The organism is Blastococcus saxobsidens DD2 (genome assembly GCF_000284015.1).
GTDB classification, from domain to species: Bacteria; Actinomycetota; Actinomycetes; order Mycobacteriales; family Geodermatophilaceae; genus Blastococcus; species Blastococcus saxobsidens_A.
Genome location: NC_016943.1, coordinates 1,646,396 through 1,671,709 on the forward strand (window position 1 = coordinate 1,646,396; position 25,314 = coordinate 1,671,709).

Annotated in this window: 20 protein-coding genes; 10 read left to right on the top strand and 10 right to left on the bottom strand. The window is 73.4% G+C overall.

Annotated elements, in window-relative coordinates; all coding sequences use genetic code 11:
* The first annotated feature begins 11 nt into the window (after nucleotides 1–11).
* A complete protein-coding gene (locus BLASA_RS07740) occupies nucleotides 12–1,208 on the top strand; it encodes an MFS transporter (RefSeq protein ID WP_014375530.1) in 1,197 nt (398 codons plus the stop codon).
* Between the two features lie 271 nt (nucleotides 1,209–1,479).
* On the opposite strand, the gene helR is transcribed toward BLASA_RS07740, so the two are convergent.
* The gene (gene helR, locus BLASA_RS07745) at nucleotides 1,480–3,627 is read right to left on the bottom strand and encodes an RNA polymerase recycling motor ATPase HelR (protein ID WP_014375531.1); all 2,148 of its coding nucleotides are present in this window, start codon (nucleotides 3,625–3,627) and stop codon (nucleotides 1,480–1,482) included.
* Nucleotides 3,628–3,767: 140 nt separating this feature from the next.
* A complete protein-coding gene (locus tag BLASA_RS07750; RefSeq protein WP_197536275.1) occupies nucleotides 3,768–4,802 on the bottom strand; it encodes an AraC family transcriptional regulator in 1,035 nt (344 codons plus the stop codon).
* 93 nt (nucleotides 4,803–4,895) lie between these two features.
* Here BLASA_RS07750 and BLASA_RS07755 point away from each other — a divergent pair, with 93 nt between their 5' ends.
* The 3 genes from BLASA_RS07755 to BLASA_RS07765 all read left to right on the top strand — a co-directional run bounded on the left by BLASA_RS07755 (nucleotide 4,896) and on the right by BLASA_RS07765 (nucleotide 8,282).
* Entirely contained in the window at nucleotides 4,896–6,404 is a 1,509-nt protein-coding gene (locus BLASA_RS07755) for a flavin-containing monooxygenase (protein ID WP_014375533.1), read from the top strand.
* A gap of 82 nt (nucleotides 6,405–6,486) precedes the next feature.
* Nucleotides 6,487–7,422: an alpha/beta hydrolase gene (locus BLASA_RS07760; protein ID WP_014375534.1), complete on the top strand. Its 936-nt coding sequence runs from the start codon at nucleotides 6,487–6,489 to the stop codon at nucleotides 7,420–7,422.
* 206 nt (nucleotides 7,423–7,628) lie between these two features.
* Nucleotides 7,629–8,282, top strand: a complete 654-nt coding sequence (locus BLASA_RS07765; protein ID WP_014375535.1) for a hypothetical protein — start codon at nucleotides 7,629–7,631, stop codon at nucleotides 8,280–8,282.
* Nucleotides 8,283–8,319: 37 nt separating this feature from the next.
* Here the strand turns inward: BLASA_RS07765 and BLASA_RS07770 are convergent, their stop codons facing one another.
* Both BLASA_RS07770 and BLASA_RS07775 read right to left on the bottom strand, forming a co-directional pair.
* The gene (locus BLASA_RS07770) at nucleotides 8,320–9,405 is read right to left on the bottom strand and encodes an AI-2E family transporter (RefSeq protein ID WP_014375536.1); all 1,086 of its coding nucleotides are present in this window, start codon (nucleotides 9,403–9,405) and stop codon (nucleotides 8,320–8,322) included.
* Between the two features lie 406 nt (nucleotides 9,406–9,811).
* On the bottom strand, nucleotides 9,812–10,456 hold the full coding sequence (locus BLASA_RS07775; RefSeq protein WP_014375537.1) for a hypothetical protein: 645 nt from the start codon (nucleotides 10,454–10,456) through the stop codon (nucleotides 9,812–9,814).
* Between the two features lie 375 nt (nucleotides 10,457–10,831).
* On the opposite strand from BLASA_RS07775, the gene BLASA_RS07780 reads away from it, so the two are divergent.
* The 5 genes from BLASA_RS07780 to BLASA_RS07800 all read left to right on the top strand — a co-directional run bounded on the left by BLASA_RS07780 (nucleotide 10,832) and on the right by BLASA_RS07800 (nucleotide 16,763).
* Nucleotides 10,832–11,104 carry a hypothetical protein gene (locus tag BLASA_RS07780; RefSeq protein ID WP_014375538.1) on the top strand — a complete coding sequence of 91 codons (273 nt, stop codon included), beginning with the start codon at nucleotides 10,832–10,834 and terminating at the stop codon, nucleotides 11,102–11,104.
* A 142-nt stretch (nucleotides 11,105–11,246) separates the two neighbouring features.
* Nucleotides 11,247–12,095 (top strand): cytochrome P450, encoded by an 849-nt coding sequence (locus BLASA_RS07785; RefSeq protein WP_014375539.1) that lies wholly within the window; start codon nucleotides 11,247–11,249, stop codon nucleotides 12,093–12,095.
* A complete protein-coding gene (locus BLASA_RS07790; RefSeq protein ID WP_014375540.1) occupies nucleotides 12,092–13,681 on the top strand; it encodes a patatin-like phospholipase family protein in 1,590 nt (529 codons plus the stop codon). Before BLASA_RS07785 ends, BLASA_RS07790 begins: the two co-directional genes overlap by 4 nt.
* Nucleotides 13,682–13,815: 134 nt before the next feature.
* Nucleotides 13,816–15,033: a phospholipase D-like domain-containing protein gene (locus tag BLASA_RS07795; protein WP_014375541.1), complete on the top strand. Its 1,218-nt coding sequence runs from the start codon at nucleotides 13,816–13,818 to the stop codon at nucleotides 15,031–15,033.
* Nucleotides 15,034–15,209: 176 nt separating this feature from the next.
* Entirely contained in the window at nucleotides 15,210–16,763 is a 1,554-nt protein-coding gene (locus BLASA_RS07800) for a molybdopterin-dependent oxidoreductase (RefSeq protein WP_014375542.1), read from the top strand.
* 64 nt (nucleotides 16,764–16,827) lie between these two features.
* On the opposite strand, the gene BLASA_RS07805 is transcribed toward BLASA_RS07800, so the two are convergent.
* From BLASA_RS07805 to BLASA_RS07830, 6 genes are all read right to left on the bottom strand, one after another.
* On the bottom strand, nucleotides 16,828–17,733 hold the full coding sequence (locus BLASA_RS07805; protein ID WP_014375543.1) for an alpha/beta fold hydrolase: 906 nt from the start codon (nucleotides 17,731–17,733) through the stop codon (nucleotides 16,828–16,830).
* Between the two features lie 73 nt (nucleotides 17,734–17,806).
* Nucleotides 17,807–19,216: a metallophosphoesterase gene (locus BLASA_RS07810; protein ID WP_014375544.1), complete on the bottom strand. Its 1,410-nt coding sequence runs from the start codon at nucleotides 19,214–19,216 to the stop codon at nucleotides 17,807–17,809.
* Nucleotides 19,217–19,286: 70 nt separating this feature from the next.
* Nucleotides 19,287–20,774: a phosphatase PAP2 family protein gene (locus BLASA_RS07815; protein WP_014375545.1), complete on the bottom strand. Its 1,488-nt coding sequence runs from the start codon at nucleotides 20,772–20,774 to the stop codon at nucleotides 19,287–19,289.
* 81 nt (nucleotides 20,775–20,855) lie between these two features.
* A complete protein-coding gene (locus tag BLASA_RS07820) occupies nucleotides 20,856–21,254 on the bottom strand; it encodes a hypothetical protein (protein ID WP_014375546.1) in 399 nt (132 codons plus the stop codon).
* Nucleotides 21,251–21,802, bottom strand: coding sequence for a hypothetical protein (locus BLASA_RS07825; protein ID WP_014375547.1), 552 nt, complete (start codon nucleotides 21,800–21,802; stop codon nucleotides 21,251–21,253). Before BLASA_RS07825 ends, BLASA_RS07820 begins: the two co-directional genes overlap by 4 nt.
* Complete coding sequence (locus BLASA_RS07830) at nucleotides 21,799–23,862, bottom strand: PEP/pyruvate-binding domain-containing protein (RefSeq protein ID WP_014375548.1); 2,064 nt, start codon at nucleotides 23,860–23,862, stop codon at nucleotides 21,799–21,801. The genes BLASA_RS07825 and BLASA_RS07830 overlap by 4 nt, the downstream gene beginning before the upstream one ends.
* A 113-nt stretch (nucleotides 23,863–23,975) precedes the next feature.
* Between BLASA_RS07830 and BLASA_RS07835 the strand changes: the two genes are divergently transcribed.
* A complete protein-coding gene (locus BLASA_RS07835; protein ID WP_197536276.1) occupies nucleotides 23,976–25,238 on the top strand; it encodes a cation:proton antiporter in 1,263 nt (420 codons plus the stop codon).
* Nucleotides 25,239–25,314 lie beyond the last annotated feature (76 nt).

The following is a 25,314-nucleotide window of genomic DNA, read 5'->3' on the forward strand; positions in this document are numbered from 1 at the left end:
GACGGCCGGGGATGCGTGCCGTGCTGGCGCAGCCGGACTTCCGACGGCTGTGGACGGCGCGCACCGTCAGCCAGTGGGGTGATGTCTTCAGCTTCGTCGCGCTGGCGATCCTGATCTACCGGCTGACCGGCTCGGGGCTGGGTGTGGCGGGCGTCGTCGTCGCCGAGATCGTCCCCGTCCTGCTGCTCGCCCCGCTCGCCGGTGTGGTCGTCGACCGGCTGCCCCGCGTCCAGGTGATGGTCGCCGCCGACCTCGTCCGCGCATTCTTCGCCGGCGTGCTCGTGGTCTGGCACGACGACCCGCTCGTCCTGTACGCGGTCGCGTTCGGTCTGTCGGCCGGGGCTGTGTTCTTCAATCCGGCCGCCAACAGCGTGCTGCCCTCGATCGTCTCCGACCGGGAGGTCGTTGCGGCCAACAGTGCGACGTGGACCGCGGCGGTGCTGTCGCAGATCGTGCTGGCCCCGCTGTCGGGGGGCCTGGTCGCGCTCGTCGGCCCGGGCTGGGCGTTCGGCCTCAATTCCGCCAGCTTCGTCGTGTCGGCGCTGGCGCTGCACGGGCTGCGACCGGCCGAGCCACCGCGCGAGGTCGGCCGCCGCCGGCTGCTGGCCGATGCCCGCGAGGGGGTCGCCCTGGTCGGTGGCGACCGCCTGCTGCGTGCCCTGGCCATCGGGCAGCTGCTCGCCGCGCTGTCGGCCGGCGCGACCAGCGCGCTGCTGGTCGTCCTCGCCGCCGAACACCTGGGGGCGCCGCCGAACGCCTACGGCATCCTGGTGGGAGCGATCGGGGTGGGCGCCGCCCTGGGGCCCACCCTGTTGCTGCGGCTGATCCCCGATCCGCGCCGGCCGCTGTTCGTGTTCGGCCCGTACGTCCTCCGGGGTCTCATCGACCTGGTGCTCGCCTCGGTCCGCTCCCTGCCCGTCGCCGCCGCCGCGCTCGCCGTGTACGGACTGGGCACCTCCACCGGCGCGGTCACGTTCAACAGCCTGCTCCAGTCGCACGTCACCGAACGCACCCGGGGCCGGGTGTTCGCACTGATGGATCTGCTCTGGCAGGCCGGGCGCCTGGTCAGCCTGGGCGTCGGCGGGCTGGTCGCCGACACGCTGGGAGTTCGCGCCGTCTACTACTTCGGCGGGGTTCTGCTCCTCCTCGCCGCCGTCATCGGCTTCGCCGCCGCCCGCGCGGCCGGCACCGTCGGGCCGGAGCAGTGAGGGAAGCGCGCGCACGGAGGTGCCGGGCCCGCTGGCACCAGCCAGGCCCGCAGCCAGATCATCAGCGCGTCCACTCCGACCGGAGGAGGCCTGATGACCTATCGGAGCAGGAGCGCATCGTGTACACCGCCTCGCGAGGGGCTTCCCGGAGCGTGTCCGGGACCAGTGCCTCCGTCAGCTGATCGTCCTCGCGGCCGCACCGCCGCCCGGGGACGACTGAGTCGCGGACCCTGAGCAGCCATGCGGACGGTCCCCGCGCCGGGGCCGGCGGTCAGGAACTGGTCAGGACGACGAGCCGCTGGGTCGCCCGCGTCATCGCGACGTAGCGGTCGACCGCTCCTTCGATGCCCGAGCCGAACGTCTGCGGGTCGACGAGGACGACCAGGTCGAACTCCAGCCCCTTCGCGAGCACCGGTGTCAGCGATCGGACGCGGGACGTCGGCCGGAACGTGGGATCGCCGATCACGCAGGCGGTCCCCTCGGCGTGCTCGGCGAGCCAGGTGTCGAGGACCGGACCGAGCTCCGCGCTCGATCCGTGGACGACGGGGACACCGCTGCTCCGGATGGAGGTCGGCACGTTGGCGTCCGGGAGCGCGGACCGGATGACCGGCTCGGCCGCCGCCATGACCTCCGCCGGTGTCCGGTAGTTGAGGGTCAGCGAGGCGACGGTGACCCGGTCGAGCCCGATCCGGTCGAGCCGTTCCCGCCAGGACTCGGGGAACCCGTGCCGTGCCTGAGCACGGTCCCCGACGATCGTGAAGCTGCGGGACGGGCAGCGCAGCAGCAGCATCTGCCACTCCGCGTCGGTCAATTCCTGGGCCTCGTCGACGACGACGTGCGCGAACGGGCCGGCGAGCACGTCAGGATCGGTGCGGGGCTGCGCGGCCTCGTCAACGAGGGCGTCCCGGAGGTCCCCGTGGCGCAGGCTCTGCACCAGGCCGACACCGTCGTCGTCGGCCTCGATGAGCCGGTCGATGACATCGGCCATGCGCGCGCGGTCGGCGGCGACGGCGGCCTCCTGCCGGCGCCTGCGCCGCGACGCCTCCGGATCGCCGAGTCGCTGCCGCGCCGCGTCGAGGAACGGCAGGTCCGACACCGTCCACGCCCGGGCGTCGGCGCGCTGCAGCTTCCGGATGCCCTCCGCACCGAGCCAGGGCCCGCACCTGCGCAGGTAGGCGGGTACCGACCACAGGTCCCCGACGAGGTCCGCCGCGTCGAGCAACGGCCACGACCGGTCGAAAGCCCGGAGCAGTCCTGCGTTCTGCGACAGCGACTGCCGGAGCAGCTCGGCCGGCTCTTCGCCGTCGTACCCGTCCATCAGGATCGTGAGCAGCTCGTCCCAGACCTGGTCCCGCGCCTCGTTGTGCGGGGTGCCGGGATCCGGCGCCTCGAACGCCGCGGCCCAGTCGTCCGCGTTCAGCCAGATGTCGGCCGAGTCGGTCTCGACCGTGATCCCTGTGCGCGGCGACTCCTCGTAGAACCGGACCGCCGCCTCGATCACCGCTCCCACGTCCATGGAGGCCTTCAGCCGGGCCACCTCCGGGTCGGACTCGGCCACTGCCGCGGTTCCTTCGGGAACCAGGTCCCGCAGCGTGCACGTCCGCACGCTCTTCTCCCCGAGGCTCGGTAGGACGTCGGAGACGTAGGCCAGGTATGGCCGGTGCGGACCGACGAAGAGCGCGCCGCCCCGGCGCTGCGCGAGGCGGGAGTCGGAGTGGAGCAGGTAGGCGGTGCGGTGCAACGCGACGACGGTCTTCCCGGTCCCCGGGCCGCCGTCGACGACGAGGGCGCCCCCGGATCCCGCGCGGATGATGGCGTCCTGATCGGCCTGGATGGTGCCGAGCACGTCACGCATCCGGGCCGAGCGGTTGCCGCCGAGGCTGGCGATGAAGGCTGACTGGTCGTCGAGCGCGGCATGTCCCTTCATCCCGTCCGCGGTGAAGACCTCGTCCCAGAAGTCGGTGACCCGGCCGCGGGTCCAGCGGTACCTGCGGCGGCTCACCAGGCCCATCGGGTCGGCGTGGGTCGCCGCGAAGAACGGCTCGGCCGCCGGGGAGCGCCAGTCGACCAGCAGCCGGCGCCCTGCGCTGTCGGTCAGGCCGAGGCGTCCGACGTAGACGGGGTCGGGATCCGCCGCGTACACGATGCGCCCAAGGCAGAGGTCCAGGCCGAAGCGGTGCAGGGTGCGCAGCCGCGCGGTCAGGTAGTGGATCTCCAGGTCCCGGTCGAGCGCCTCCTGGCCGGTTCCGCCGGATGCCCGGCGCAGGGTGTCGAGGCGATCGGACAGGTCGGCCACCGACTGCCCGAGGCTCTCGGCGATGGTCGTGAGGTGATGCTCGTCGCCGGCGATCAGCGCCGGATCGGCCTTGGCGACGAGGTGGTCGGGAAGGGCGAACGCGCCGGTGCTCCGAGCGGTCATGGCATCAGCTCCGATCTGAGGCCCGCGACCTTAGAACGAGAAAATTGTCCTCATGAGTGCCGGCGGAAACTGCTACACATGAACTGGCGGGAAGTCGACCACCAGCGGTGCACGCGGCCGGACGCCGGTCGGCGTCCCCGTCATCCCCGTTCGGCTGCACCGGCCGACTGGGCCCATCGCCGCGGGCTGACGCCGTTCCAACGCTGGAACGCGTGCACGAAGGCCGAGGCCTCGGAGTAGCCGATGCGCTCCGCGACCTGCTCGACGCTCAGCCCCACGGTCACCAGCAACTCCTCGGCCAGGTGCCTGCGGGTCTGGTCGACGACGGCCCGGAAGCTCGTGCCCTCGCCGTCCAGGTGCCGGCGCAGCGTCCGCACGCTCATGTGCAGCGCCACGGCCACCTCCTCCTGGCGGGGCATCCGCTGCGGTCCGCGCAGGAGCAGGTCCCGTACCTGGCCGCTGACCCCGCGGCGGGACTGACGGCGCTCCAGGAGCACCCGGCACTGGGCCTCGCACAGGGCAGCGGTCAGCGGAGCGGCCTGGGGGAGCGGCCGGTCGAGCAGCGCCGCGTCGAACGCGAGAACCGAACGAGGTGCGGCGAAACGGGGTCGCACCCCGAAGGTCGCTTCGTACGGCTCGGGGTCGGCGGGCTCGGGAAGGCTGAGCGCGACGTGCCGGGGCACCACGGCCTGGCCGAGCGACTCCCGCCAGAGCTGCAGTGCTGCCGCCGTGTCCCGCAGCAGCACGAAGCGGCGGACCGGCTCCGGTACGTCCAGGTCGTCGAAGAAGACGGAGACCTCGTCGGTGGTCTCCTCCGCGCTGATGCGGGTGAGTGCGTAGGTCAGGTCGACGAAGCGCATCGCGACCTGGTGGCCCTCCCGGAGGGTGCGGCTGGACAACAGGGCGAAGCCCCAGATCCCGTACGTGGCCAGCCGGTACCGGGTCCCGGCCAGGAGGCCGGCCGTCTCGGGGAGCTCGGCGGCGAGCGTGGCGACCAGCCGCGCCTCCTGCTCGGCCGTGATCTCCGCGTCGGGATCGCTCAGTGCGGCCTCGTCGATGCCGGTGCCGGCGATCGCCCGCGTCGGGGACAGGCCGTGCTCATCGGCGAGCGCGCACATCAGCGCCGCGCTACCCGTGCCACGGGCAGCGGCGTGCAGGGGGTTGGCCGAATTCATCAACTCGCGGCCGATTGTGCCATGGCTCACAGCAGGGTCCGCCTCTAGCGTCCGGAAGGGAGGGAATCAGCCGACACCTGGGAGCACACACGCATGACGTCGACCGCGGAGCGCACGACCGCCACCACCACCGACACGGAGACCGAGCACGTCGACGTGCTCATCGTCGGTGCCGGGATCTCGGGCATCGGGGCCGCCCATCACCTGCGAGAACAGTTCCCCGGGAAATCCTTCGTCATCCTCGACGCCCTCGACAGCCGTGGTGGCACGTGGTGGACCCACCGCTATCCCGGTGTCCGCTCCGACAGCGACCTGTTCACGTTCGGCTACAAGTTCAAGCCCTGGCGCGGGGCCTCGATCGCCTCGTCGGAGGAGATCCTCTCCTACCTCGACGAGGTCATCGAGGAGGACCAGTTGGGTGAGCGCATCCGGTACCGGCACCGGGTCTCGAGCGCCACCTGGTCGTCCGCGGAGCAGCGCTGGACCGTCGACGTCGCCCGCGAGGACACCGCTGAACCGGTCCGCTTCACCACCGGCTTCCTCTGGATGTGCCAGGGCTACTACGACCACGACCAGCCCTACCAGCCGCGGTGGGAGGGGCTCGACCGGTTCGGTGGCGTGGTCGTGCACCCGCAGCAGTGGCCGGCCGACCTGGACACCGCCGGCAAGCGCGTCGTCGTCATCGGTTCGGGCGCGACCGCCGCCACCCTGATCCCTGCGCTCGCCGACACCGCCGCGCACGTCACGATGCTGCAGCGCTCCCCGACGTTCTTCTTCGCCCGGCCCAGGACCCACGAGCTCGCCGAGACGCTGCGCGCCCTGGACGTGCCCGACGACTGGACGCACGAGATCCTCCGACGGGCCTACATCGCCGAGGGCGACATGATCGCCCGGATGTCCTTCGAGTCACCCGACGAGCTCCGCGAGCTGCTGATCGAGTCCATGCGCCCGCAGCTGCCCGAGGGCTTCGACATCGACCGGCACTTCAACCCCAGCTACCGGCCGTGGCAACAGCGGTTGGCACTGCTACCCGACGGCGACATGTTCACCGCCATCCGCGAGGGACGGGCGTCGGTCGTCACCGACACCATCGAGACCTTCACCGAGACCGGGATCCGCACGTCCTCCGACGAGGAGCTGGCGGCCGACATCGTCGTGACGGCGACCGGCTTCGACCTCAGCCTCTTCGGTGGCGTCGCGTTCACCGTCGACGGTGAGCCGGTCGACTTCACCTCTCGGGTCACCTGGCGCGGGATCATGATGAGCGGAGTGCCCAACATGGCCTACGTGTTCGGCTACTTCCGCGCCAGCTGGACCCTCCGCGCCGACCTGGTCAGCGAGTTCGTCTGCCGGCTCCTGGCACACATGGAGAAGCGGGGCGTGACGTCGGTCGTCCCGACGCTCCGCCCGCAGGATGCGGACATGCCCCTGCTTCCGTGGGCCGTGCCGGAGAACTTCAACTCCGGCTACGTCATGCGCTCGGCGGACCGGATGTTCAAGCGGGGCGACCGGGAGCCGTGGACGCACCTGCTGGAGTACGCGGAGGAACGGACCGCGCTGCCTGCGCTCGACCTCGACGAGGAGTCCCTCGCCTACCGCTGACCGGCGCGCCCGCGCGCCGCGAGCCGTTCCGTTCCGTTCCGTTCCGTTCCGTTCCGTTCCGCAGACACCAAGGAGAAGACCTGTGCCCGTCGACCCGCACATCGCCGCGATGCTGACCATGATGGACGAGGCGGGGATGCCGCCGATGTACGAAGGCACCCCCGAGGCCGGACGCGGCCTCTACCTGGCCCTGACGCACGGCGCGCGGACCTCCGAGCAGCTGGTCCCGGTCGCCGGCACGGAGGACCGCTCGGTTCCCGGCGACGGGGGAGACCTCCGGGCGCGGGTCTACCGCCCGGAGGGCGAGGGCCCCTTCCCGACCGTCATCTTCTTCCACGGCGGCGGCTGGGTGATCGGTGACCTCGACACCCACGACAACATGGCCCGCAACATCTGCCGGGGGAGCGGTGCGGTGGTCGTGGCCGTCGACTACCGGCTCGCCCCCGAGCACCCGTTTCCGGCGGCGGCCGACGACGCGGTCGCTGCCGCCCGCTGGATCGCCGGGCACCTCGACGAGTTCGGCGGGGACCAGCGGCTGGGCGTCGCCGGCGACAGCGCCGGCGGCAACCTCTCCGCCGTCGTGGCGCAGGTCCTGCAGGCCGACGGCACGCCGCTGGCCGGGCAGTTCCTGATCTACCCCGCCGTGGACGCCGAGGGGGAGTACCCGTCCCGCGTGGAGAACGCCAAGGGCTACTTCCTGGAGAAGGACACGATGGACTGGTTCTACGGGCACTACGCCGGTGCCTGGGACGACGCGAAGGACCCCCGACTATCGCCCCTGCACGGCTCGGACCTCTCGGGTCTGCCGCCGGCGGTGATCGTCACGGCCGAGTTCGACCCGCTGCGCGACGAGGGCGAAGCCTACGGCGAGGCGCTGCGCGCCGCGGGGGTGTCCGCCGACGTCCGCCGCTACGACGGCATGATCCACGGCTTCTTCGACATGGGGACGATCTCGCCGGTCGCCCAGGCGGCGATCGAGGAGAGCTGCGCCCGGTTCGGCCAGGTGCTGCGCGGCTGACCACGGCATAGGAGGCTATGCACGCGGTTTCGGGCGCCGATCCGTATGCATAGCCTCCTTTGCCTGGGGTGGGTGACGCGCTCGTGGTGTTGCGGCCTCGTGTCGAACGGCCCGGGCAGGCATCCGGTTGCCAGGCGCGGGCACTCAGGTCCCGTCGCAGGCGACGCGTGCGACGGCTGCGGCCCGCGTCGAGCAGAGGAGATGCCATGAGCGCCAGTGCTGGGGGAGTTGCCCGGACCGGTCCCCGACGAGCGGGGCGGGCCGCGGCCGCGGTTCTCGCCACGGCCGTCGGGGTGGGCCTCCTCGCTGCGTGCAGCGACGACCCGGTCGGCCCGAGAACCGGCCCGGCGGCCACGGAGGTGCGGGCGCTCGAGGACCGTCTCGGCGGGGTCGAGGACCGTCTCACCACGCTCGAAGACCGGGTCGGCCTCCTCGAGGACGAGCCGGCTGCCGATGACGAGGGCGCTGCCGGTGACGAGCCGGAGGAGGAGCTGGCCGGTGAGGACGAGACCGGGGTCCTCGGGGACGCCGAGGGGCTGATCGGCGAGCGCGTCATGGTCAGCGGTGAGGTCACCGAGCCGGTCACGGTGGCCGACGTCGGGGCCTCCTTCCGCATCGCGGGCGACAGCGGTGAGTCCGTCCTGGTCGTCATGGCGACGCCGCCGGCCGAGCTTGCGACCGGCGACGCGGTCCAGGTCTCGGGCACGGTCGTCCGGATCGCCGAGGACAGCTTCGAGATCGACTTCGGCATCGCGGCGGACCAGCTGTTCGGGGACCCCGCTGCCTTCTTCGCCGACTTCGGGGGAGAGGTCGCCATCTCGGCGGACGGCATGGACATCGTGCAGGACCAGGCGGACTGACGTCTCGGGGGCGGCCGGCCTGCCTACCCGGCGCGCCTCAGGCCGCGTGTTCCGGCACGGGCAGAGAGTCGGACCCGGCGGGTTCCGGAGCCGCCGCACGGGGCACCGGGTGCTCCCTGAGGAATCCGAGGATCCGGTAGGTGACCGCCACCAGCGGCACCGCGAGCAGGGCGCCGGCGATCCCCCAGAGCAGGCTGCCGGCCGTGACCGCGACGAGGATGACCACCGGGTGCAGGCGGATCGTGCGGCCGACGATGATCGGCTGCAGCAGGTTGCCCTCCACCTGCTGCACGACGAGGACCGCGACGAGCACGATGATGGCGTCGGTGAGGCCGTTGGTCACGAGGGTGACCAGTACCGCCACGGCCCCGCTGACGGTCGCGCCGAAGAGCGGGATGAAGGCGCCGATGAACGTCAGGAGGGTCAGCGAGACCCACAGCGGCACCCCGAGGATGAGCAGCACCGCACCGATGCCCACCGCATCGATCAGGGCGACGACGACGACGCCCCGCACGTACTGCGACAGGACCGTCCAAGCGGCGTGCCCCGCCCCGTCGACCTGCTCCCTCCGCCGGCCGGGGACCCAGCCGAGCAGCCAGGACCACATGGCGGCACCGTCCTTCAGCAGGAAGAAGGTCAGGAAGGCCACCAGGATCACGGCGGCGAGCACGTAGACGGCCATCCGGGCGGCCGCGGCCGGTTGCGGGGCCAGCGCGTAGAGGCGGTCGACCACGGTGTTCCGGATCTCGGTGACCTGCTGGGGATCCAAACCGAGCGGCCCCTCGGTCAGCCACACGCGGATGCGGTCGATGCCCGCGGTCAGCGGGCGCGTCAGGCCCCGGAGCTTCGCGGCGGCTCGGAACCCGAACAGGAATCCGATACCGGTCATGACGGCGAGGAGGAGCAGCACCGACAGGAGGGCGGAGACTCCCTGGCCGAGCCCTCGGCGGTGCAGCCAGCGGGTGATCGGCTGGACCAGCGCGGTGAGCAGCAGCGCCACCGCGACGGCCACGGTCAGCAGCGGCAGGCGCAGCAGGAACCAGAACAACAGCCATCCCACCGCGGCGAGCATCAGGACCGCCGCCCCGGTGATCAGGACTCGAACCGCCCAGTGCGGCGCCACCGGAACCGGCCGGGGGGCTGAGGGAGAGACGCTGTCCCTCGGACCCCCGGCGCCGTCGGCGCTGGCCTCCGGCCGAACGCCGACAGGTTCCGAGCCGGAGAGCTCAGCTCTCGACCACCATCTCACCGCGGCCACCCGGTCCTCTCCTGGGAACTCGACCGGAGCCCGGTCGTCTGCGCTGACTCGACTTCCCACAAAGCGGGAGGTCTGTGCACGGACGGTGCGGGCGTCAAGTACTTGACACACGCAGAGGGTTCACGGACCCCTGACGATCGCGCCTCTCGGCAGTGTGGCGCGCGGCGGCGGTGGCGTCCTGTCGAGGGCAGCGGAACTGCGCACGAGGCGGACCGGGCCACGGCGGAGGACCGGGTTTCCGGTCCGCCGCCGTGGACGACTGCCCGATCGGTCAGTCGTTCTGGCCCTGCTCCTGCAGCACCTCGATGCGGTCGGCGGAGATGGCGATCGAGCCCTCTTCCTCCTCGAAGAACGCGTCGGCGTCCTCGAAGAGGTCGTCGGACGCGAGGCCGAAGTCCTCCTCGAAGGTGTCCCGCTGCACCTGGACGACGGTGCCCGAGACCTGGACGACGTCGTTGGCGTCCATCTCGGCGGGCGGGGAGGCCGAGATCACGGCGATCGGGTCGCCGGATTCACCCGCGATGCGGAACGAGCTACCGATGTCGGTCGTCGTGACCATCTCGGAGACCTCCGCGCTGACCGTGACCTCCTGGCCGACGTAGGACTCGTTGTCCCCGAAGAAGGCCTCGGTGTCGTCGTCGGCCCCTAGCGGGTCGACGGCGTCGGCACCGACGTCCGCACCGACGTCCGCACCCAGGCCCTCCTCCAAGGCGCCGATCCGCTCGTCCAGGCCCGCGACCTGGTCCTCGACCCCCTGAAGGTCCTCGACGGATACCCCGCCGGCCTCGGGACCGGCCGAATCGTCGCTGCAGGCAGCCAGGCCGCCCATGCCGACGACCGCGGCGATCACGGCGCCGGCGGTACGGCCGGCGCGGCGCGTGCGGGTGGAGGTGAGGCGTGCAGCGTTCGTGTTCATGTCGTCTCCTCTGTGCAGTCGGGGCCGCTGCAGAGCGCGGCCCACGAAGTAGCGGACGACGCATCTCCTGCCCGGCGAGGGACGAGGAACGCCGCCCGTTGCGGCTCTGACACGTAGCCGACACCGTCCCGCCACATGGTCACGAGCAGGTCACGCAACGGACTGCGTGGTCTCGGGAGGCACCGCCGTGGCCGGTCATGTTGCGCCCGTCTTGCGGATCGGTGTCAGGACGGCGGCATCGCGGTGGCCGTGCGCGAGGCGGGCACATCCGACGGTGCGGCGCCTCCCGGGGGGCCGCATCCTCGCCACCCGCTCCGCCCGGAGGACGCCATGTCACAGCCCCTCGCGCCACAGCCCCCCGCGTCACAGCCCGTCGTGGCGCGGCCCGTCGCCCGCACACTGGCCGCCATCGACGCGGACCTGCACTCCACGCGCACCATCCGGCGCGACGCCGAGAAGGAGCTCGCCGAGGTGCGGCGGCGGCAGGAGGAGCTCGCCGACCTGGAGGCCACCCTGCTGATCACCATCGACACCCGGTCCCGGCTGGTCGACCACCTCCTGGACGAGCGCCTGCGGGTCGCGGGCGCGGGCAGTCTCCGGCTCTCCGGGCCCGGCGGGGCCAGCCGGCCGCTGACCAGCCTGCCGTGACCGCAGGGAACCTCACGGTGCCCACCGACGGAATTGCCCGGCTGGACGGCTCGGAAGCAGCGCCGCGCTGCTCCGGGAGGGGTACGCGTTCGGCGCCCACCGCTACCTGCGGTCGGGGTCCGACGCCTTCGAGACGCGGTTGATGCTGCGGAAGGCGGTGATCGCCTACGGGGAGGAGGCGGCGCGGCTGCTGTACGAGCCGGACCGGATGACCCGGCGTCGGGCGCTGCCGGTGACCACCCTGACGTTGTTGCAGGACTTCGGCAGCGTCGAGCTCCTCGACGAGCGGCCGCACCGGCACCGCAAGGCGATGTTCATGTCGCTGATGACGCCGGCCGCCCTCACCGAGCTGGGCGACCTGGTGGAACGCGAGTGGCAGGCTCGGATCCCCGAGTGGGAGCAGGCCCAGGACGTCGTCCTCTTCGACGCCGTCCGTGAGGTGCTGTGCCGGGCGGTCTGCGCGTGGAGCGGCATACCGCTCGCCGACGACGAGGTGGCGACCCGGACCCGTCAGTTCGCCGCGATGGTGGAGGGCGCCGGCTCGGCCGGGCCCCGGAACCTCCGCGGCCAGTTCCTGCGACACCGCGCCGAGCGCTGGGCCGGGCAGGTGATCGAGCGGATCCGCAGCGGGGACCTGCCGGTGAAGGAGGGCCGCGCGGCGCGGGTCATCGCCGCGCACCGGGACGAGGACGGCCGACTGCTGGGCGTGGAGGTGGCCCGGGTCGAGCTGATCAACGTGCTGCGCCCGACCGTCGCGGTGGCCCGGTACGTCGCGTTCGCGGCGCTCGCCCTGCACCAGCACCCCGACTGCCGGGCCCGGGTGCGCGAGGACGACGAGTACCTCCGCTGGTTCGTGCAGGAGGTGCGCCGCTACTTGCTGACCACGGCCATGAGCTACGACGTGCCGCTCCAGGACCTGAGCGTCGACCTGTCCCGGATGCCGGCTGCCCCGGCCAGCGGGGTGCGGATCTCGCGGGTGCGGCCGGCATGACCGCTGGGGATCCGGTCCGGATCGCGCTCAGCATCAGCAACGGGGCATCCCTCGGCGCGTACGAGGCGGGTGCGACGGCCGGGCTGGTCGTCGCGCTGCAACGGCTCAACGAGCGGGATTCCCGGGACGGACGTCCCGCGTCGGTGTGCGTCGACGCCGTCGGGGGGACGTCGGCCGGCGCCATGGTCGGTCTGCTCGCCGCACGCTGCCTGCTGGCCGGTCTGGATCCGTTGCCCGTGCTGCACGCCGCCTGGGTGCGCAACGCCGGCCTGCGGCGGCTGGCCCGCGGGCGGAGCGACGCGCCCCTGTCGATGGCGACGGCGCACTCCGACACGATCGAACTGCTCGAGCCGCGGGACCGGCGCGGCCATCCGGTGCACCGGGTGCCGGACGCGGCCCGGCAGCGGCGGCCGGTCGAGTACACCGTCGGGCTCGGCAACCTGCAGGGCCTGACCTCGCTCATCGAGCGCGCGGGCGACGGCCCGGCGCACAGCGGCCTGACCCACACGGACGGGGCCGCCTTCACCCTCGGCCCGGACGACGATCGCGACCGGTACCTGCAGCCGCGGCGCGGCAGCCCGCTGGACGCCGCGATCGCCTCGATGTCCCACCCCGCCCTCTTCGATCCGCGGCTGCTGGACCGCCGGCCGGACGAGCAGAGCTACCGGCGGTCCGGGGTCGCGGACTTCCCGGAGTCCGGGCACTTCTGGTACGCCGACGGCGGCGCGCTCGTCCGGCGTCCGCTCGGTGCCACCCTCGGCGCGGCGCGCCGGGCCGACCAAGAGGCGTGGGGCGTCCCGCCGGGCACGGCGGCCGCCGAGGGGGAGCCCCGCCGACTGCACGTCCTCGTCCACCCGCACACCGCCCCGCCGGGCGACGACGGCAGGTGGACCGATCCCGACCGCAGACCGAGCTGGGCCGCCACCCTGGTCCGCATGGTCACCGCACTGTCGGTCGAGTCGTTGTACGCCGACCTGCGCGGCATCGAGGACGTCAACGCCCGCCTGCGCCGGCTGGACGAGCTGGCCGGGACCCTGGCAGCACATCTGGGCGCCGGAGCCGAGGAGGCGCTGCGCCGGGCGCTGGGTGACGAGGCCCCAGGGGACACCGCCGACGTCCTGCGCCGGGCGCTGCGCGAGGCCGGGAACGTGGCCGGCCGGGTGCCGGTGGCCACGGAGGTCATCTCCCCGCTCCGGCTGCTGCAGCAGCCGTCGGGCGATGCGCGCCCGCCCGCCGGGCAGGAGCAGGTGCCCGACCTGCTCGCCGGGGAGTTCCTGGTGCGGTTCGGCGGCTTCGGCGGGCGGGCCTTCCGGCACAGCGACTTCGTGCTCGGCTGGCGGAGCCTCCAGGTGTGGCTGCCCGGTGCGCTGCGTGGGGCGGGCCTTCGGGAGCCGGCGGTCGCGGCCGCGGTCGAGGCGGTGGAGGAGCGGGACGTCCGGTACCGCGACCCGGGACGGCGCGGGCAGGCCACGCTCGCGGACGTGCCGCTGCGCACGCGCCTCCGCATGGCCGGGCTCATGGCCCACGCCACGCGCAGCCTGCTGTCCGACGTCCTGCGCCCGGGGCCGCGCGTGCCGAGGCCGTGACAAGTGCCTCACCAGGCGGTTCCCGGACCGGCCGAGCGGGCAGCGACAGGGACGACGACCCCACGCAGCGGAGTTCCCCCGTGTCCGCAGGAACGCCGCGGGAGGGCACGCGACGACAGGAAGGCCGGCCACCGATGACCGAGCAGCTCGCCACCAGGACCAGCACCCGTCGGGTGCTGGAGTCGCTGGTCGGCATCCCGTTCACCGAGGGCAACCGGGTCGACGTCCTGAGGAACGGCGAGGAGACCTTCCCCGCGATGCTGGGGGCCATATCGGCGGCCCGCCACACCATCGACCTGCTCTGGTTCGGCTGGCGCGGCGGGGACATCTCGCACGAGGTCGCCGGCGCACTGGCCGAGCGGGCCAGGAACGGCGTCCGGGTGCGGGTGATGCTGGACGGTTACGGGGGCAAGCACATCGACCGCGACGACCTGCGCCTCCTGCGGAACTCCGGGTGCACGGTGTTCTTCTACCGGCCGATGCTCAGCCCCCGGATGACCGTCTGGAACCTGCGCACCCACCGCCGGGTGCTCCTGTGCGACGAGACCGTGGCCCTGACCGGCGGCACCGTCATCGACGAGGCGTGGACCGGCGACGGGCTGCGGCCGGGGCGGTGGCGGGACACGGCCTTCCGCGTGCGGGGCCCGGCCGTCAACGGGCTGCGGTCGGCCTTCGTGGCCGCGTGGATGCAGGCCCAGGTCCGGCTCCCGGGAGGACTGGTCTCCGAGGCCGACCGGTTCCCGGAGATCAGCAGGGCGGGCGACACGTCGGTCCAGGTGCTGCGGACGCCGTCCCAGCCGGGCTGGAGCGAGGCCGCCGTCGCGATCGCGGCGCTGCTGCAGACGGCGCGGGACACCGTCCGGGTCACGAGCCCCTACCTCCGGCTGCCGCGCTGGCTGCGCCGTGTGGTCACCGACGCCGCACAGCGCGGGGTGCACGTGCAGTTGCTCGTCGGCGGCCCGCACGTCGAGCGGCCCTCGATCCACCTGCAGGGCGAACTGGACTTCCAGCCCCTCCTGGACGCCGGGGTGGAGATCTGGCGCTACCAGCCTGCGCCGCTGCACGCCAAGGTCGTCACCGTGGACGGCGCAGTCGCAATGGTGGGTACGGCGAACTTCGACACCCGCTCCCTGGCGCTCAACGAGCAGGTCTGCCTCATGCTCGACGATCCCGCGGTGGTCCGCGTGCTGGACGAGCACTTCGCCGAGGACCTCGGCCGCAGCGAGCGGGTCGATCCCGACCGGTGGCGGTCCCGCGGCCTCCGCCGGCGCACGTTCGAGGTCGCGGCGGATGTGGTCGGCCGGCCGCTGCGGGGCTTCGGGGCCATCGGTCTGGCCGGCCGCCGGCCCTGACCGACCGAGGCACGGGCACGGGCGCTCCCGGGCAGAGCACGGGGCGATCCGGTCGTGCATGACAGTTCTGCGTCGATGTCCGTGCCGGCGGTGTCCGGCGGCGTCCGGCGGGACATCGCTCCGATGTGGCAGACGACGTACGAACTGCAGAGGAACGGACCAGCCGTACGCGTCCGATGAGCCGCGGTCATGCCGCGCTCGCCGGGATCGCGTCGGTGGCTGCGGCGCTCGGGCTCGCCGAACTGGTCGCCGGGCTGATCCCGCAGGCGCCCTCCCTGATCATCGCGGTCGGGGACTTCGTCATCGACAGCGTGCCCGGGTGGCTGGAGCAGTGGGCCATCGCGACCCTGGGCACCGCGGACAAGCCGGTGCTCATCGGGGGCATCCTCGTCATCTCGGTCCTGCTCGGGGCCGCCCTCGGGGTGCTCGCCCGTCGCTGGCTCGTCCTGGCAGCGGGGGGCATCGCCCTGTTCGCCCTGCTCGGGGTGGTCGCCGCGCTGGCCGACGACCGCAACCCGGTCGTCCTCAGCGTGCTCGTCGGGGCGCTCGGCGCCGCAGCCGGCGTCGCGGTGCTCTACACCCTCGTGGTCGCGCTGCCGAGCCGTGCCGTGCCGCCGGAGCCGACTGCCGATGGGGACGCCGGGCCCACGCCCGCGCTCAGCCCGGTCGACCGCCGCCGCTTCCTCGCCGTGACCGGCGGAGCCACGGTGCTCGGCGTCCTCGCCGGCGTCGGGGGCTACCTGCTGTCGGGACGGGAGCGGCTGAACGACCTGCGCGCCGCCATCCGGCTGCCCGCCCCGGTGCGGCAGGCCGGCCCCGTCCCGCCCGGCGCGACCCTCGACATCCCCGGTCTCACCCCGCTGTTCATCCCGAACGAGGAGTTCTACCGGATCGACACCGCACTGCGCGTGCCGGTGGTGAATCCCGATACCTGGCAGATGGAGGTGCGGGGGATGGTGGACAACCCGTTCACGCTCACCTACGCCGAGCTGATGGAGCTGCCGCAGATCGAGGCGGACATCACCATCGCCTGCGTCTCCAACGAGGTCGGTGGGGATCTGGTGGGCAACGCGCGGTGGCAGGGCGTGCCGCTGCGGCCGCTGCTCGAGCGGGCCGGCCTGCAGGAGGGGGCGACCCAGCTGATCGGCCGCTCCGTCGACGGCTTCACCGCGGGCTTCCCCACCGTGACCGCGCTGGATCTCGAGGAGGCGATGGTGGCGGTCGCCATGAACGGCGAGCCGCTGCCCGCCGAGCACGGCTTCCCGGCCCGGCTGATCGTCCCCGGTCTCTACGGCTACGTCTCGGCGACCAAGTGGCTCGCGGCGATCGAGCTCACCGACTGGGACGTCGACGGCTACTGGATCCCCCGTGGCTGGGCCAAGGAGGGGCCGGTCAAGACCCAGGCCCGCATCGACGTCCCCCGGCCCGGCAGCACCATCCCGGCGGCCCGGCGGCCGATCGCCGGCGTGGCCTGGGCCCCCACCCGCGGCATCGAAGGGGTGGAGGTGCGCATCGACGACGGGCCGTGGCAGCAGGCGGAGCTGGCCGAGTCCTACGACGTCGACGTCTGGCGGCAGTGGTTCCTGCCGTGGGACGCGACGCCCGGCCGGCACGTGATCATGGCTCGGGCCACCGACGGGGAGGGCGAGGTGCAGACCGACGAGCGCACGCCGGTGGCGCCGGACGGTGCTTCGGGGTACCCGGTGATCGAGGTCGTCGTCGACGGCTGAGTCCGGAACGGCACGGGCCGACCGGCGCTCGCCGGCCGGCCCGTCGTCCGCGCGGAAGTCGTGGCTATCCCACGGCAGAGCCGACCGAGGCCGCATCCGGCCGGGCGGCGGCGATCCGTGCCGCCCACCGGGTCACCTGCTCGGCGACCAGGTCGGGCTGGGTCAGCGGCAGCATGTGGCCGGCGCCGGGGATCGTGAACAGCTCGCCGTCCGGAAGTGCGTCCAGGAGCCGCTGGGCCTCGGCACCGGGTACCTCCGGGTCGCGGCTGCCGTGCACGATCAGCGCCGGCACGGTCAGGCTGGGCGCCAGCTCGACACCGTCGCTGCTCACGCCGGCCAGTGTCGTGCCGGCGAGCGCGAGCGGCCGGGTGGTCAGGAAGTTGTCGCGCATCCGCTGCACCTGCTCGAGCGGCTCGTCCGGTGCGAAGGCGAAGTGCCGGATGGCGCGGTCGGAGACCGCGCGGACCGGCCGGAGCCGCCGGCCCAGCCGGGCACCGGACCGCAGCAGCGCGAACCACGCCGAGCGCATCCGGGCCCGTGCCCACGGCGGCAGGTGCCGGGCCGGGAAGCCAGGCGCGGTCACGCCCGAGCCACCCGATCCGACGAAGACGGCCCCGGCGATCCGGTCGTCCGGGGAGCCGTGGACGTGCCGCAGCAGGATGCCGCCGCTCAGGCTGTGCGCCACGACCACCGCGGAGCCACCGTCGGGGACCACGGCGCCGAGCACGGCCGACAGGTCCTGCGCATGGGCCGAGAGGCTGTAGTCCTGCGACCGGGCGTCACCGGACTGGGCGTGCCCGCGGAGGTCGTACGCGACCACCCGGTGGTTCTCGGCGAGACGCTGGGGCACCTCGCCCCACGACTCGGCGGACATGCCCAGCCCGTGCCCCAGTACGAGCAGCGGGGCGTCCTCGGGCCCCCAGGAGTAGAGCGCCAGGCGGGTGCCGTCGAAGGAGATCACATCGGTCATGCACCGGGCCTACCCACGGTCATGCCCGGCGGTGTGTCGATGTGGTGACGATCCGGTCGTGCGCAACCGGCGCTCACCGGTCGTGGCGGACCACGAACGGCACCTCCACGGCAGCGCCGTCGGGTGCGCGTGGGGTCATCGGTGCCGTCGCTCCGTCGGCTGTCACTGCGGTCAGCGGGGTGACGGTCAGCGTGTTCCCGTCCACCCGCGCCAGCAGCAGGTGCACCTGAGCCCCCCACGCCACCGTCCCGGCCGGCCCGAAGTCCTCCGGTGGATCCTCCCGCAGCTTCCCACCCGCACCGGAGACGAAGTAGTCGATGCCGTCGACGCGGGCCAGCTGGAAGTTGTGCTCGTGCCCGGCGAACGCCGCCCGGACGCCGGCCCGGGCGAACAGCGGAACGAGGTGCTCGACCATCGGCTCGGTGTTGCCGTGGTGCGGCCCGGCGCAGTAGGCCGGGTGATGGGAGAAGGGGAACCGCCACCGCCGTCCGGCGCCGCCGTCGTCCGGGAAGGCCTGCTCCAGGAACTCCTCGTGGCGCGGGTCCTCGAAGAAGTGCTCGGTGGCCAGGTCGCGGGACAGGGAGGTGTCGATGCAGACGAACTCGACGTCGGCGCCGAACCCGAACCGGTAGAACATCCCCGGGTCCACCGAGGCCCGTGGGCCGGCGACCTCGGGAGTGAACCGGGCGTCGGTGTGGAAGTTGTCGCGGATCTGCTCGCGGTCGTCGCTGGACTCCGCGTCGCTGGTGTCGTGGTTGCCGACCGTCGGGTACACCGGCACCCGGGAGAGCACGTACCGGTAGGGCTGGTAGAAGCTGCCGTACCAGTCGGAGTCCTGCGCTCCGCTGCCCTGCGACCCCCGGGTCCCGGCGCTGGGGTAGACGTTGTCGCCGACGGTGATGACCAGGCGCACACCGGGCTCCTCGGTCAGCCGGTGGAGCACGTCGGCGACCTGTCGTTGACGGCGGCCGCTCCCGGTGTCGGTGAGCACGCCGATGCCGTAGTCGCCGAGCACGGCGAAGTCCAGGGGGACGGCCACGCCGGGCGCCGGATGGGTGCGGAACCGCAGGTCGTAGGCCCGGTCGCCGGGCCGCAGGTCCAGGCCTCCCCGCTCGACGGGACCCCAGTCCATGCGAGGCCCCTCCGCCCACGGCAGCCCGTCCACGCGGATGCGGTAGCCGTATCCGGTGTCGGGGGAGAGGCCGTCGACCCAGACGTGGTTGCCGGTGTCGGTGCGGGCCTCGGCCACGACGTCGCCCGAGCGGTCGAACACCTCCACCACGGCGCTGCCGTACGGCTCCGACCGGGCCCCGATGCTGCCGGTCCGCCCCCGGTCCAGCTCCCCGAGCTCGTCGTCGCCCACGACCTGCCAGGACCCGTCCGGGGCGTCGCGCCGGAACCAGAAGCCACCCCAGGCGATCAGCGCCCGGTCGGGGGCCAGATCGACGAGGTGCACGAAGGGCTCGAAGTGGGTGTCCGGCATGGTGGACGGATCTACCCGGGACCCGGCGGGGGAACAGCCGCGGCACCTTGCGGTTCGGTGACGCCTGCGGTCAGCGCATGGCCGGGACCGGCCGGGCCGGAGCGGACGTCCCGGGGTAGCGGACCTGGCCGTCGACGTCCGGAAGGAGGTAGCGGGCACAGGCGAGCATCCAGACCGTGCCGAGGACGAGCCCGGCGACCACGTCGGTGGGGTAGTGGGCGGCCGTGTAGATGCGCGACAGGGCGACCGCCGGGGCCACGAGCGCCGGCACGGCGAGCACCGCCCACCGCCACCTGCTGCGGCTCAGGGTGATCACCAGGGCGGCGAGGGCGCCGTAGATCGCCACCGCGGCGGCCACGTGTCCCGACGGCCAGCTCGCCGCGGTCGGCAGGTTGGAGGTCAGGTCCGCCACCGCCGGTCGCGCGCGCTCCACGATGCGGGAGACGACGAAGTAGAGGCCGACCTCGCCCAGCACGGTGACGGCGACGAAGACCACCGGCCGCCAGCTCGCGGTCACCGCCAGCGCCACCACGCCGAGGGTGAGCGACACCGCGATCACCATGGGCGTCCCCGACAGCATGCCGACCGCGGTGGCGATGTCGGTGAGGGTCGGTGTGCGCAGGTCGGCGACGGCCTGCACCACCGCGCGGTCGAAGCGGCCGATGACGCTGTCGCCGAGGACGGCGGTGATCAGCAGTCCGAGCACGATGAGTGCCGCGGCGAGCGCGGCGGCGGCCACCACCAAGGCCGTTCCCGACTTCTTCCCGGCCGGCAGCGCCGGCTGGCGGGAGGGTGCCAGGTGCGGTCCGGCGTGCGGCTCGACGTCCAGCGGGTCCAGCGACTCGTCCGGCCGGTGGTGGTGGTCGTGCTGCCACCCGCGGAAGGCGGCCGTCGTGACGGCCAGCAGGCCCACCCCGAGAGCCCAGCCGGCGAGGACGTCGGTGACGAAGTGCACGCCCAGCGCCAGCCGGGTGAAGCCGACCGCCAGGGCGATCAGCAGCGCAGCGGCCACCACCCACGGGCGGGCGTGGCGGCGCACGGCGGGCAGTGCCAGGAGCGCGAGCATGCCGAAGGTGACGATCGAGACCATCGCGTGCCCGCTCGGGAAGCTGGCGTTCGACGGGAGCTCGTTGACCGGGTTCTCCACGACCGGTCGCGCCCGCCCGATCAGCGCCTTGGTGACCGGCACGAGGATCGCCAGCCCGATCCCGGTCGCCACGGTGAAGGCGGCCAGCCGGCGTTGTCCGCGGATCAGGAGGAAGACGGTCGTCAGCGTGAAGATCAGGATGGCGGCGAAGTTGCCGCCGAGGTCGGTGACGACCCGCAGCACGCTCACCAGCGTGGGGGAGTCGCTGGCCACCGCGTTCAACCCGGCGGCCACCTCGCCGTCCAGCGAGGCCAGCGGCGACCACTCCTCCTGGACCAGCAGCACGAGCAGCAGGAACGGGACCGCCCCGATCAGCAGAGCGGCCAGCCCCAGCGCGGCCCGCGCCCCGAAGCGGCCCACGCCGGCGGCGCCCTCGGGTGATGTGTCCACGTGCTCCGCGACCCTGCTCATGGACACCGGAGGTACCCGGGCACCCGGGGACCCAACGGCCACCCTCCCGACGATCGCGTTACGGCGGGCGACCGCACCATGTCACGGTGGGGAGCCGGCGTCCTGCGGGGTGACCGTCTCCAGCCGCCGCACGTCGGCCAGCAGGTGTTGCACCTTGGTGTCCCGGAGGCACCCCTCGAGCTCGCGCCGGTCGAACTCGTCGAGCCCGGGGCGCAACCGGAACGAGAACACGCCCTCGTCGACGGCGGCGAAGGAGTCCTCGACCACGTCGGCGTTGACCAGCAGCCGGCAGTTGCTGACCAGCCCCCGGGTCATCTCCTCGCGCACGGCCTCGTCCTCCCGGATGGAGACGGCGAGCACCACGTCGGTGTAGGACCCCTCGGGCTGCGGGATGTCGACCGTCATCAGCTCGGCGCGCAGGAACAGGATCCCGGTCCCGGCCACGAGGGCGGCGGCCAGCCAGGGGAGGACCCGCTTCACCGGGCGGCCCTCGTCGCCGCCGGGCCGAGCAGCACCCGGAGGCCGGCGTCGTCGGCGTAGTCGTCTCCGCCGGCCAGCAGCTCGGCGTCGGTCGGCACCAGGGAGGTGGCCGGGAAGGCGATCTCCTCCAGCTCGGTGGCGAGCTCTTCCTCCACGCCTGCGCGGGCGGAGCCCCCGGCGACGCGCTCGACCAGCCAGGCGATGCCGGAGACGACGAAGCCGCCGCCGAGCAGCACCGGGATGAAGATGTGCGTGCGGTCGAGCGCATCGGCGGACAGCCACCGGAAGGGCTGCGTCTCCACCGGCGCGGCCCGCAGCCGTTCCAGCGCGCCGGGCGGCCTCGGATCACCGGCCATGGCTCGCACGCGCTCGTCCATCGATCCCAGCCGGCGCATGACCAGGGCGGTGCACAGGCCGACCAGGGTGGCGAGGAAGAGGATCCCCACCAGCAGAGCGCGGTGCCACTCCCACCGGTAGATGTAGACGAACAGGTAGGCGCCGGTGGCGATCAGGGCCACCACGCCGATGAGCCAGCTCAGCTTCTTCACGACGTCTCCTCCTCGACCGAACCGGTGTCGCCGTCGACCCGGACGGTCGTGCCGGGCTCGAACTGATCGAGCGCCCCGGAGAAACCGACGACGGTCGGCACGCCGGACTCCCGCGCCAGGATCGCCAGGTGTGCCAGCACGCTGCCGGTCTCGGCGACCAGACCGGCCAGCCGGGGGAGCACCTGGGCGAGCGAGGGATCGAGGTTCCGGACGACGAGCACGGCTCCCTCCGGCGGATTCTCGCCGTGGTGCACCGGCCCGCTGCCGGCACCACCACCGGCACCCGTTCCGCCGGACGTGCCCGTGACCGCCACCGGCCGGCCCGTGTCGCTCATGCGGAACCGGGCGGGCAGCGGCTCACCCGGTTCCTCGAGCTGCGGCCGGAGCTCGCGATCGGTGGCGTGCACGGCGGCCGCGAGCTCCTCCAGCCGGAGCCCCCGCACCTGCTCGGCGCCGCCCAGCCGGCCGGCCGCGCTCAGCCGTTCCCCGAGCGTCCACGCCGCCCGGGCGGTGACCTCCTGGAGCCAGCGGACCCGCAGGCGGAGCGCCTCCCGGAGCAGCCCGGCGTCGGTCTCGTCACCGGGCGGTGCGCTGTCGGGTGCGTCGACGTCGGGCGGCAGCTGGGGAACGGCGCAGATCCGCGGCGCCGCGAGGGCGAGCACGACGGGGTTCGCGGCGACGATCTGGGCGTCGGTCAGCCCGGACTGCCGGGACCGGGCCAGCACGCGCAGGGCCGCGCTGACCCCGGTGAGCCGGGGCGCCGCCGGGTCGACGAGCATCCCCATGAGGACCTCGTGCGCGTGGACCGAGCGCAGGGCCGGCTGCACGCGGTGCAGGACGGCGACCAACTGGCGGTCGGAGAGCGCGGCGAGGGGTGGGACACCACCGAGCACGTGGTCCGCGGAGCCGAGGACGTCCTGCGCCAGCACCGGCAGCGCGGACCGCAGCCGGCCCACCCGCCAGGACGCCCGCAACCGGCGCAGCCGTGGGCGGGGGTCGAGCCGCTCGCGCAGCCGCGGCGCTTCCTGACGGCTCTCCAGCAGGTCGAGGTCGACGGCCGGCCAGGCGCCCAGGACGGTGACCAGCGGGGAGTCGTCCACGGCGGTGCGGTCGGCGGTGCCGGCCAGCAGGAGGGCGTGCCGGAGCGCCTCGCGCAGCGGGGTGATCCAGAGGTCGGTCTCCAGCGGCTGCAGCGGCTCGGGGAACGTCTCGGCCACGGGACCGGGCCCGAGCACCGGTCCGTAGGGCCGGCCCCGTCCCTCCGCCGTGACCGGGCGGCTCTGCAGCAGGCGCAGGTGCCCCTGCTCGTCGAACGCCCACTCGACGTCCTGCGGTCCGCCGAAGACCGCCGCCGTCCGGCGGGCCAGGTCGGCCAGGGCGCGCAGCTGGGGACGGCGCAGGCGGACGCCGCCGTCGCCCCGGGTGACGTCGGTGCGGCGCCCGGAGCGGTCCAGCTCGTAGCGGTCGCCGTCGACCTCGCCGCTCACCAGCCGGTCCGGCCCGCCGGTCACCGCGGCGACGACCAGCCGGTCCTCCCGGCCCGACACCGGGTCGATCCCGAAGAGCACACCGCCGCTGCGGGCCTCGAGCAGCGGCTGGACGAGGACGGCGAGGGGCTCGCTCCCGGTGAGGGTGTCGGACCCGGCGGCCGCCGTCTCCCGCGAGGCGATGACGGTGGCCACCGCGCGGTCGAACGCCTCGCGGCCCTCGACCCCCACGACCGACTCGAAGCGGCCGGCCATCGAGGAGTCCCCGAGGTCCTCCACCGTCGAGCTGCTGCGCACCACCAGGGACCGCCGGCCGTCCTCGGACAGCTCCCGCCAGGCGGCCAGCGCCTCGTCGGGGAGCGGGACGCCGGAGGCCAGCCGCTCCACGGCGGCAGTGGTGATCACGAACCCCGGCACGATCGGCAGGCCCTTGGCGCGGGCGCGCGCCAGTGCCGCCGCCTTCGCGCCGGTCAGCCGGTCGTCGGTCGCGGCCGCGTCGTCGAGGGCCACGGCCGGGGGGCCGTCGGTGAGCGGCGCGGCGCGGAAGCTGCCGTCGGTGGAGGTCGCAGACACCAGGGATGGGTTGCCGGGTGCAGGTGCACGCAATCGTTCCGGAGCGCTGACCGGCCGTTTCGTCGGCAAACCGTAATGAGCCGAGAGCGGGTGTGCGGGGGTACGGCACACCGGTGGAACTCCTCCTGGTCTTCGCGGTGCTGCTGTTCGTCGGCGTGCTCTTCTCCGGTCTCGCGCACCGGACCGTGCTGTCGACAGCCGTGCTGTTCCTGCTGGCCGGGTTCGTGCTGGGGGACGGCGTGACCGGCGTGCTCGACCTGCAGCCGGAGGACGAGATCGTCGTGGGGCTGGCCGAGCTCGCGCTGTTTTCGGTGCTCTTCACCGACGGCATGCGGGTCGGCTTCTCCGATCTCCGGACCGCCTGGCGGCTGCCCGGCCGGGCGCTCGTGCTCGGCATGCCGCTCACCTTCGGGATCACCGCGCTCCTCGCGCACTACGTCGCGGGCCTGCCGTGGATCCAGTCCATGCTCGTCGGGGCCGTGCTGGCGCCCACCGACCCGGTCTTCGCCTCGGCCATCGTCGGCCGCGAGGAGGTGCCCGGGCGGCTGCGGTCGCTGCTCAACGTGGAGAGCGGGGTCAACGACGGGCTGGCGCTGCCGGTCGTCCTCGTCCTGCTCTCCGTGCTCGCCCGGGACGACGTCTCCTACGGGGCGCTGGCCACCGAGCTGGCGGTCGGCATCGGCATCGGCTTCGCCGTCCCGGCGCTGGCGATCCTGCTGATCCGCAGCCGGTTCACCTCGGCCACCCCGCTCTACGCGTCGCTCGGCGGCCTGTCGATCGGGTTGATGGTGCTCGGCCTGGCGAACCTCACCCACGGGAACCTCTTCCTCGCGGCGTTCACGGCGGGTGTCACGATCGCCACGTTCGCGCCGCAGGTGGAGAAGTCGTTCGCCGAGTTCGGCGAGCTGGTCACCGAGCTGCTCAAGCTCGCCGCCATCCTGGTGTTCGGCGCCCTCATCTCGCCGGCCTTCCTGGGCGAGATCCCGTTGAACGGCTACCTGTTCGCCGTGCTGGCGCTGCTGCTCGCCCGTCCGCTGGCTACCGCGGTGTCGCTGTTCCGCAGCGGCCTGCCGACTCCGCAGAAGGCGGTCGCGGCCTGGTTCGGGCCCAAGGGGTTCGCCTCGGTGGTCTACGGGCTGCTGATCCTCGAGGCGGACGCGCCCGGCGCGGACGCCATGTTCCACCTGATCGCGCTGGTCATCGTCGCCTCGATCGTCGCGCACTCCTCGACCGACGTGCCCATCGCGCACGCCTTCGCGCGGGCCGAGGCGCGCGCGGGACGCGAGACGCCGGAGGAGGCGGACGCAGACGTGGAGGGCGTCGGGGCGCCGCACCGGGGGTGGACGGGAGTCGGCGGGCCTGAGCGGGACCGGTAGCCAGGAGCCGGCCACGGGCGCGGCCGGATGGGTGCGGAGCTCACGGGATACGTCCAGGTCCGAGGCGTTCCTCCAA

Bases quoted from the DNA above. Each gene is read 5' to 3' on its own strand.
- BLASA_RS07740 (WP_014375530.1), top strand. From the start codon at position 12: ATGCGTGCCGTGCTGGCGCAGCCGGACTTCCGACGGCTGTGGACGGCG.
- helR (WP_014375531.1), bottom strand. From the start codon at position 3,627: ATGACCGCTCGGAGCACCGGCGCGTTCGCCCTTCCCGACCACCTCGTC.
- BLASA_RS07750 (WP_197536275.1), bottom strand. From the start codon at position 4,802: ATGAATTCGGCCAACCCCCTGCACGCCGCTGCCCGTGGCACGGGTAGC.
- BLASA_RS07755 (WP_014375533.1), top strand. From the start codon at position 4,896: ATGACGTCGACCGCGGAGCGCACGACCGCCACCACCACCGACACGGAG.
- BLASA_RS07765 (WP_014375535.1), top strand. From the start codon at position 7,629: ATGAGCGCCAGTGCTGGGGGAGTTGCCCGGACCGGTCCCCGACGAGCG.
- BLASA_RS07775 (WP_014375537.1), bottom strand. From the start codon at position 10,456: ATGAACACGAACGCTGCACGCCTCACCTCCACCCGCACGCGCCGCGCC.
- BLASA_RS07785 (WP_014375539.1), top strand. From the start codon at position 11,247: ATGCTGCGGAAGGCGGTGATCGCCTACGGGGAGGAGGCGGCGCGGCTG.
- BLASA_RS07790 (WP_014375540.1), top strand. From the start codon at position 12,092: ATGACCGCTGGGGATCCGGTCCGGATCGCGCTCAGCATCAGCAACGGG.
- BLASA_RS07795 (WP_014375541.1), top strand. From the start codon at position 13,816: ATGACCGAGCAGCTCGCCACCAGGACCAGCACCCGTCGGGTGCTGGAG.
- BLASA_RS07800 (WP_014375542.1), top strand. From the start codon at position 15,210: ATGAGCCGCGGTCATGCCGCGCTCGCCGGGATCGCGTCGGTGGCTGCG.
- BLASA_RS07805 (WP_014375543.1), bottom strand. From the start codon at position 17,733: ATGACCGATGTGATCTCCTTCGACGGCACCCGCCTGGCGCTCTACTCC.
- BLASA_RS07810 (WP_014375544.1), bottom strand. From the start codon at position 19,216: ATGCCGGACACCCACTTCGAGCCCTTCGTGCACCTCGTCGATCTGGCC.
- BLASA_RS07815 (WP_014375545.1), bottom strand. From the start codon at position 20,774: ATGAGCAGGGTCGCGGAGCACGTGGACACATCACCCGAGGGCGCCGCC.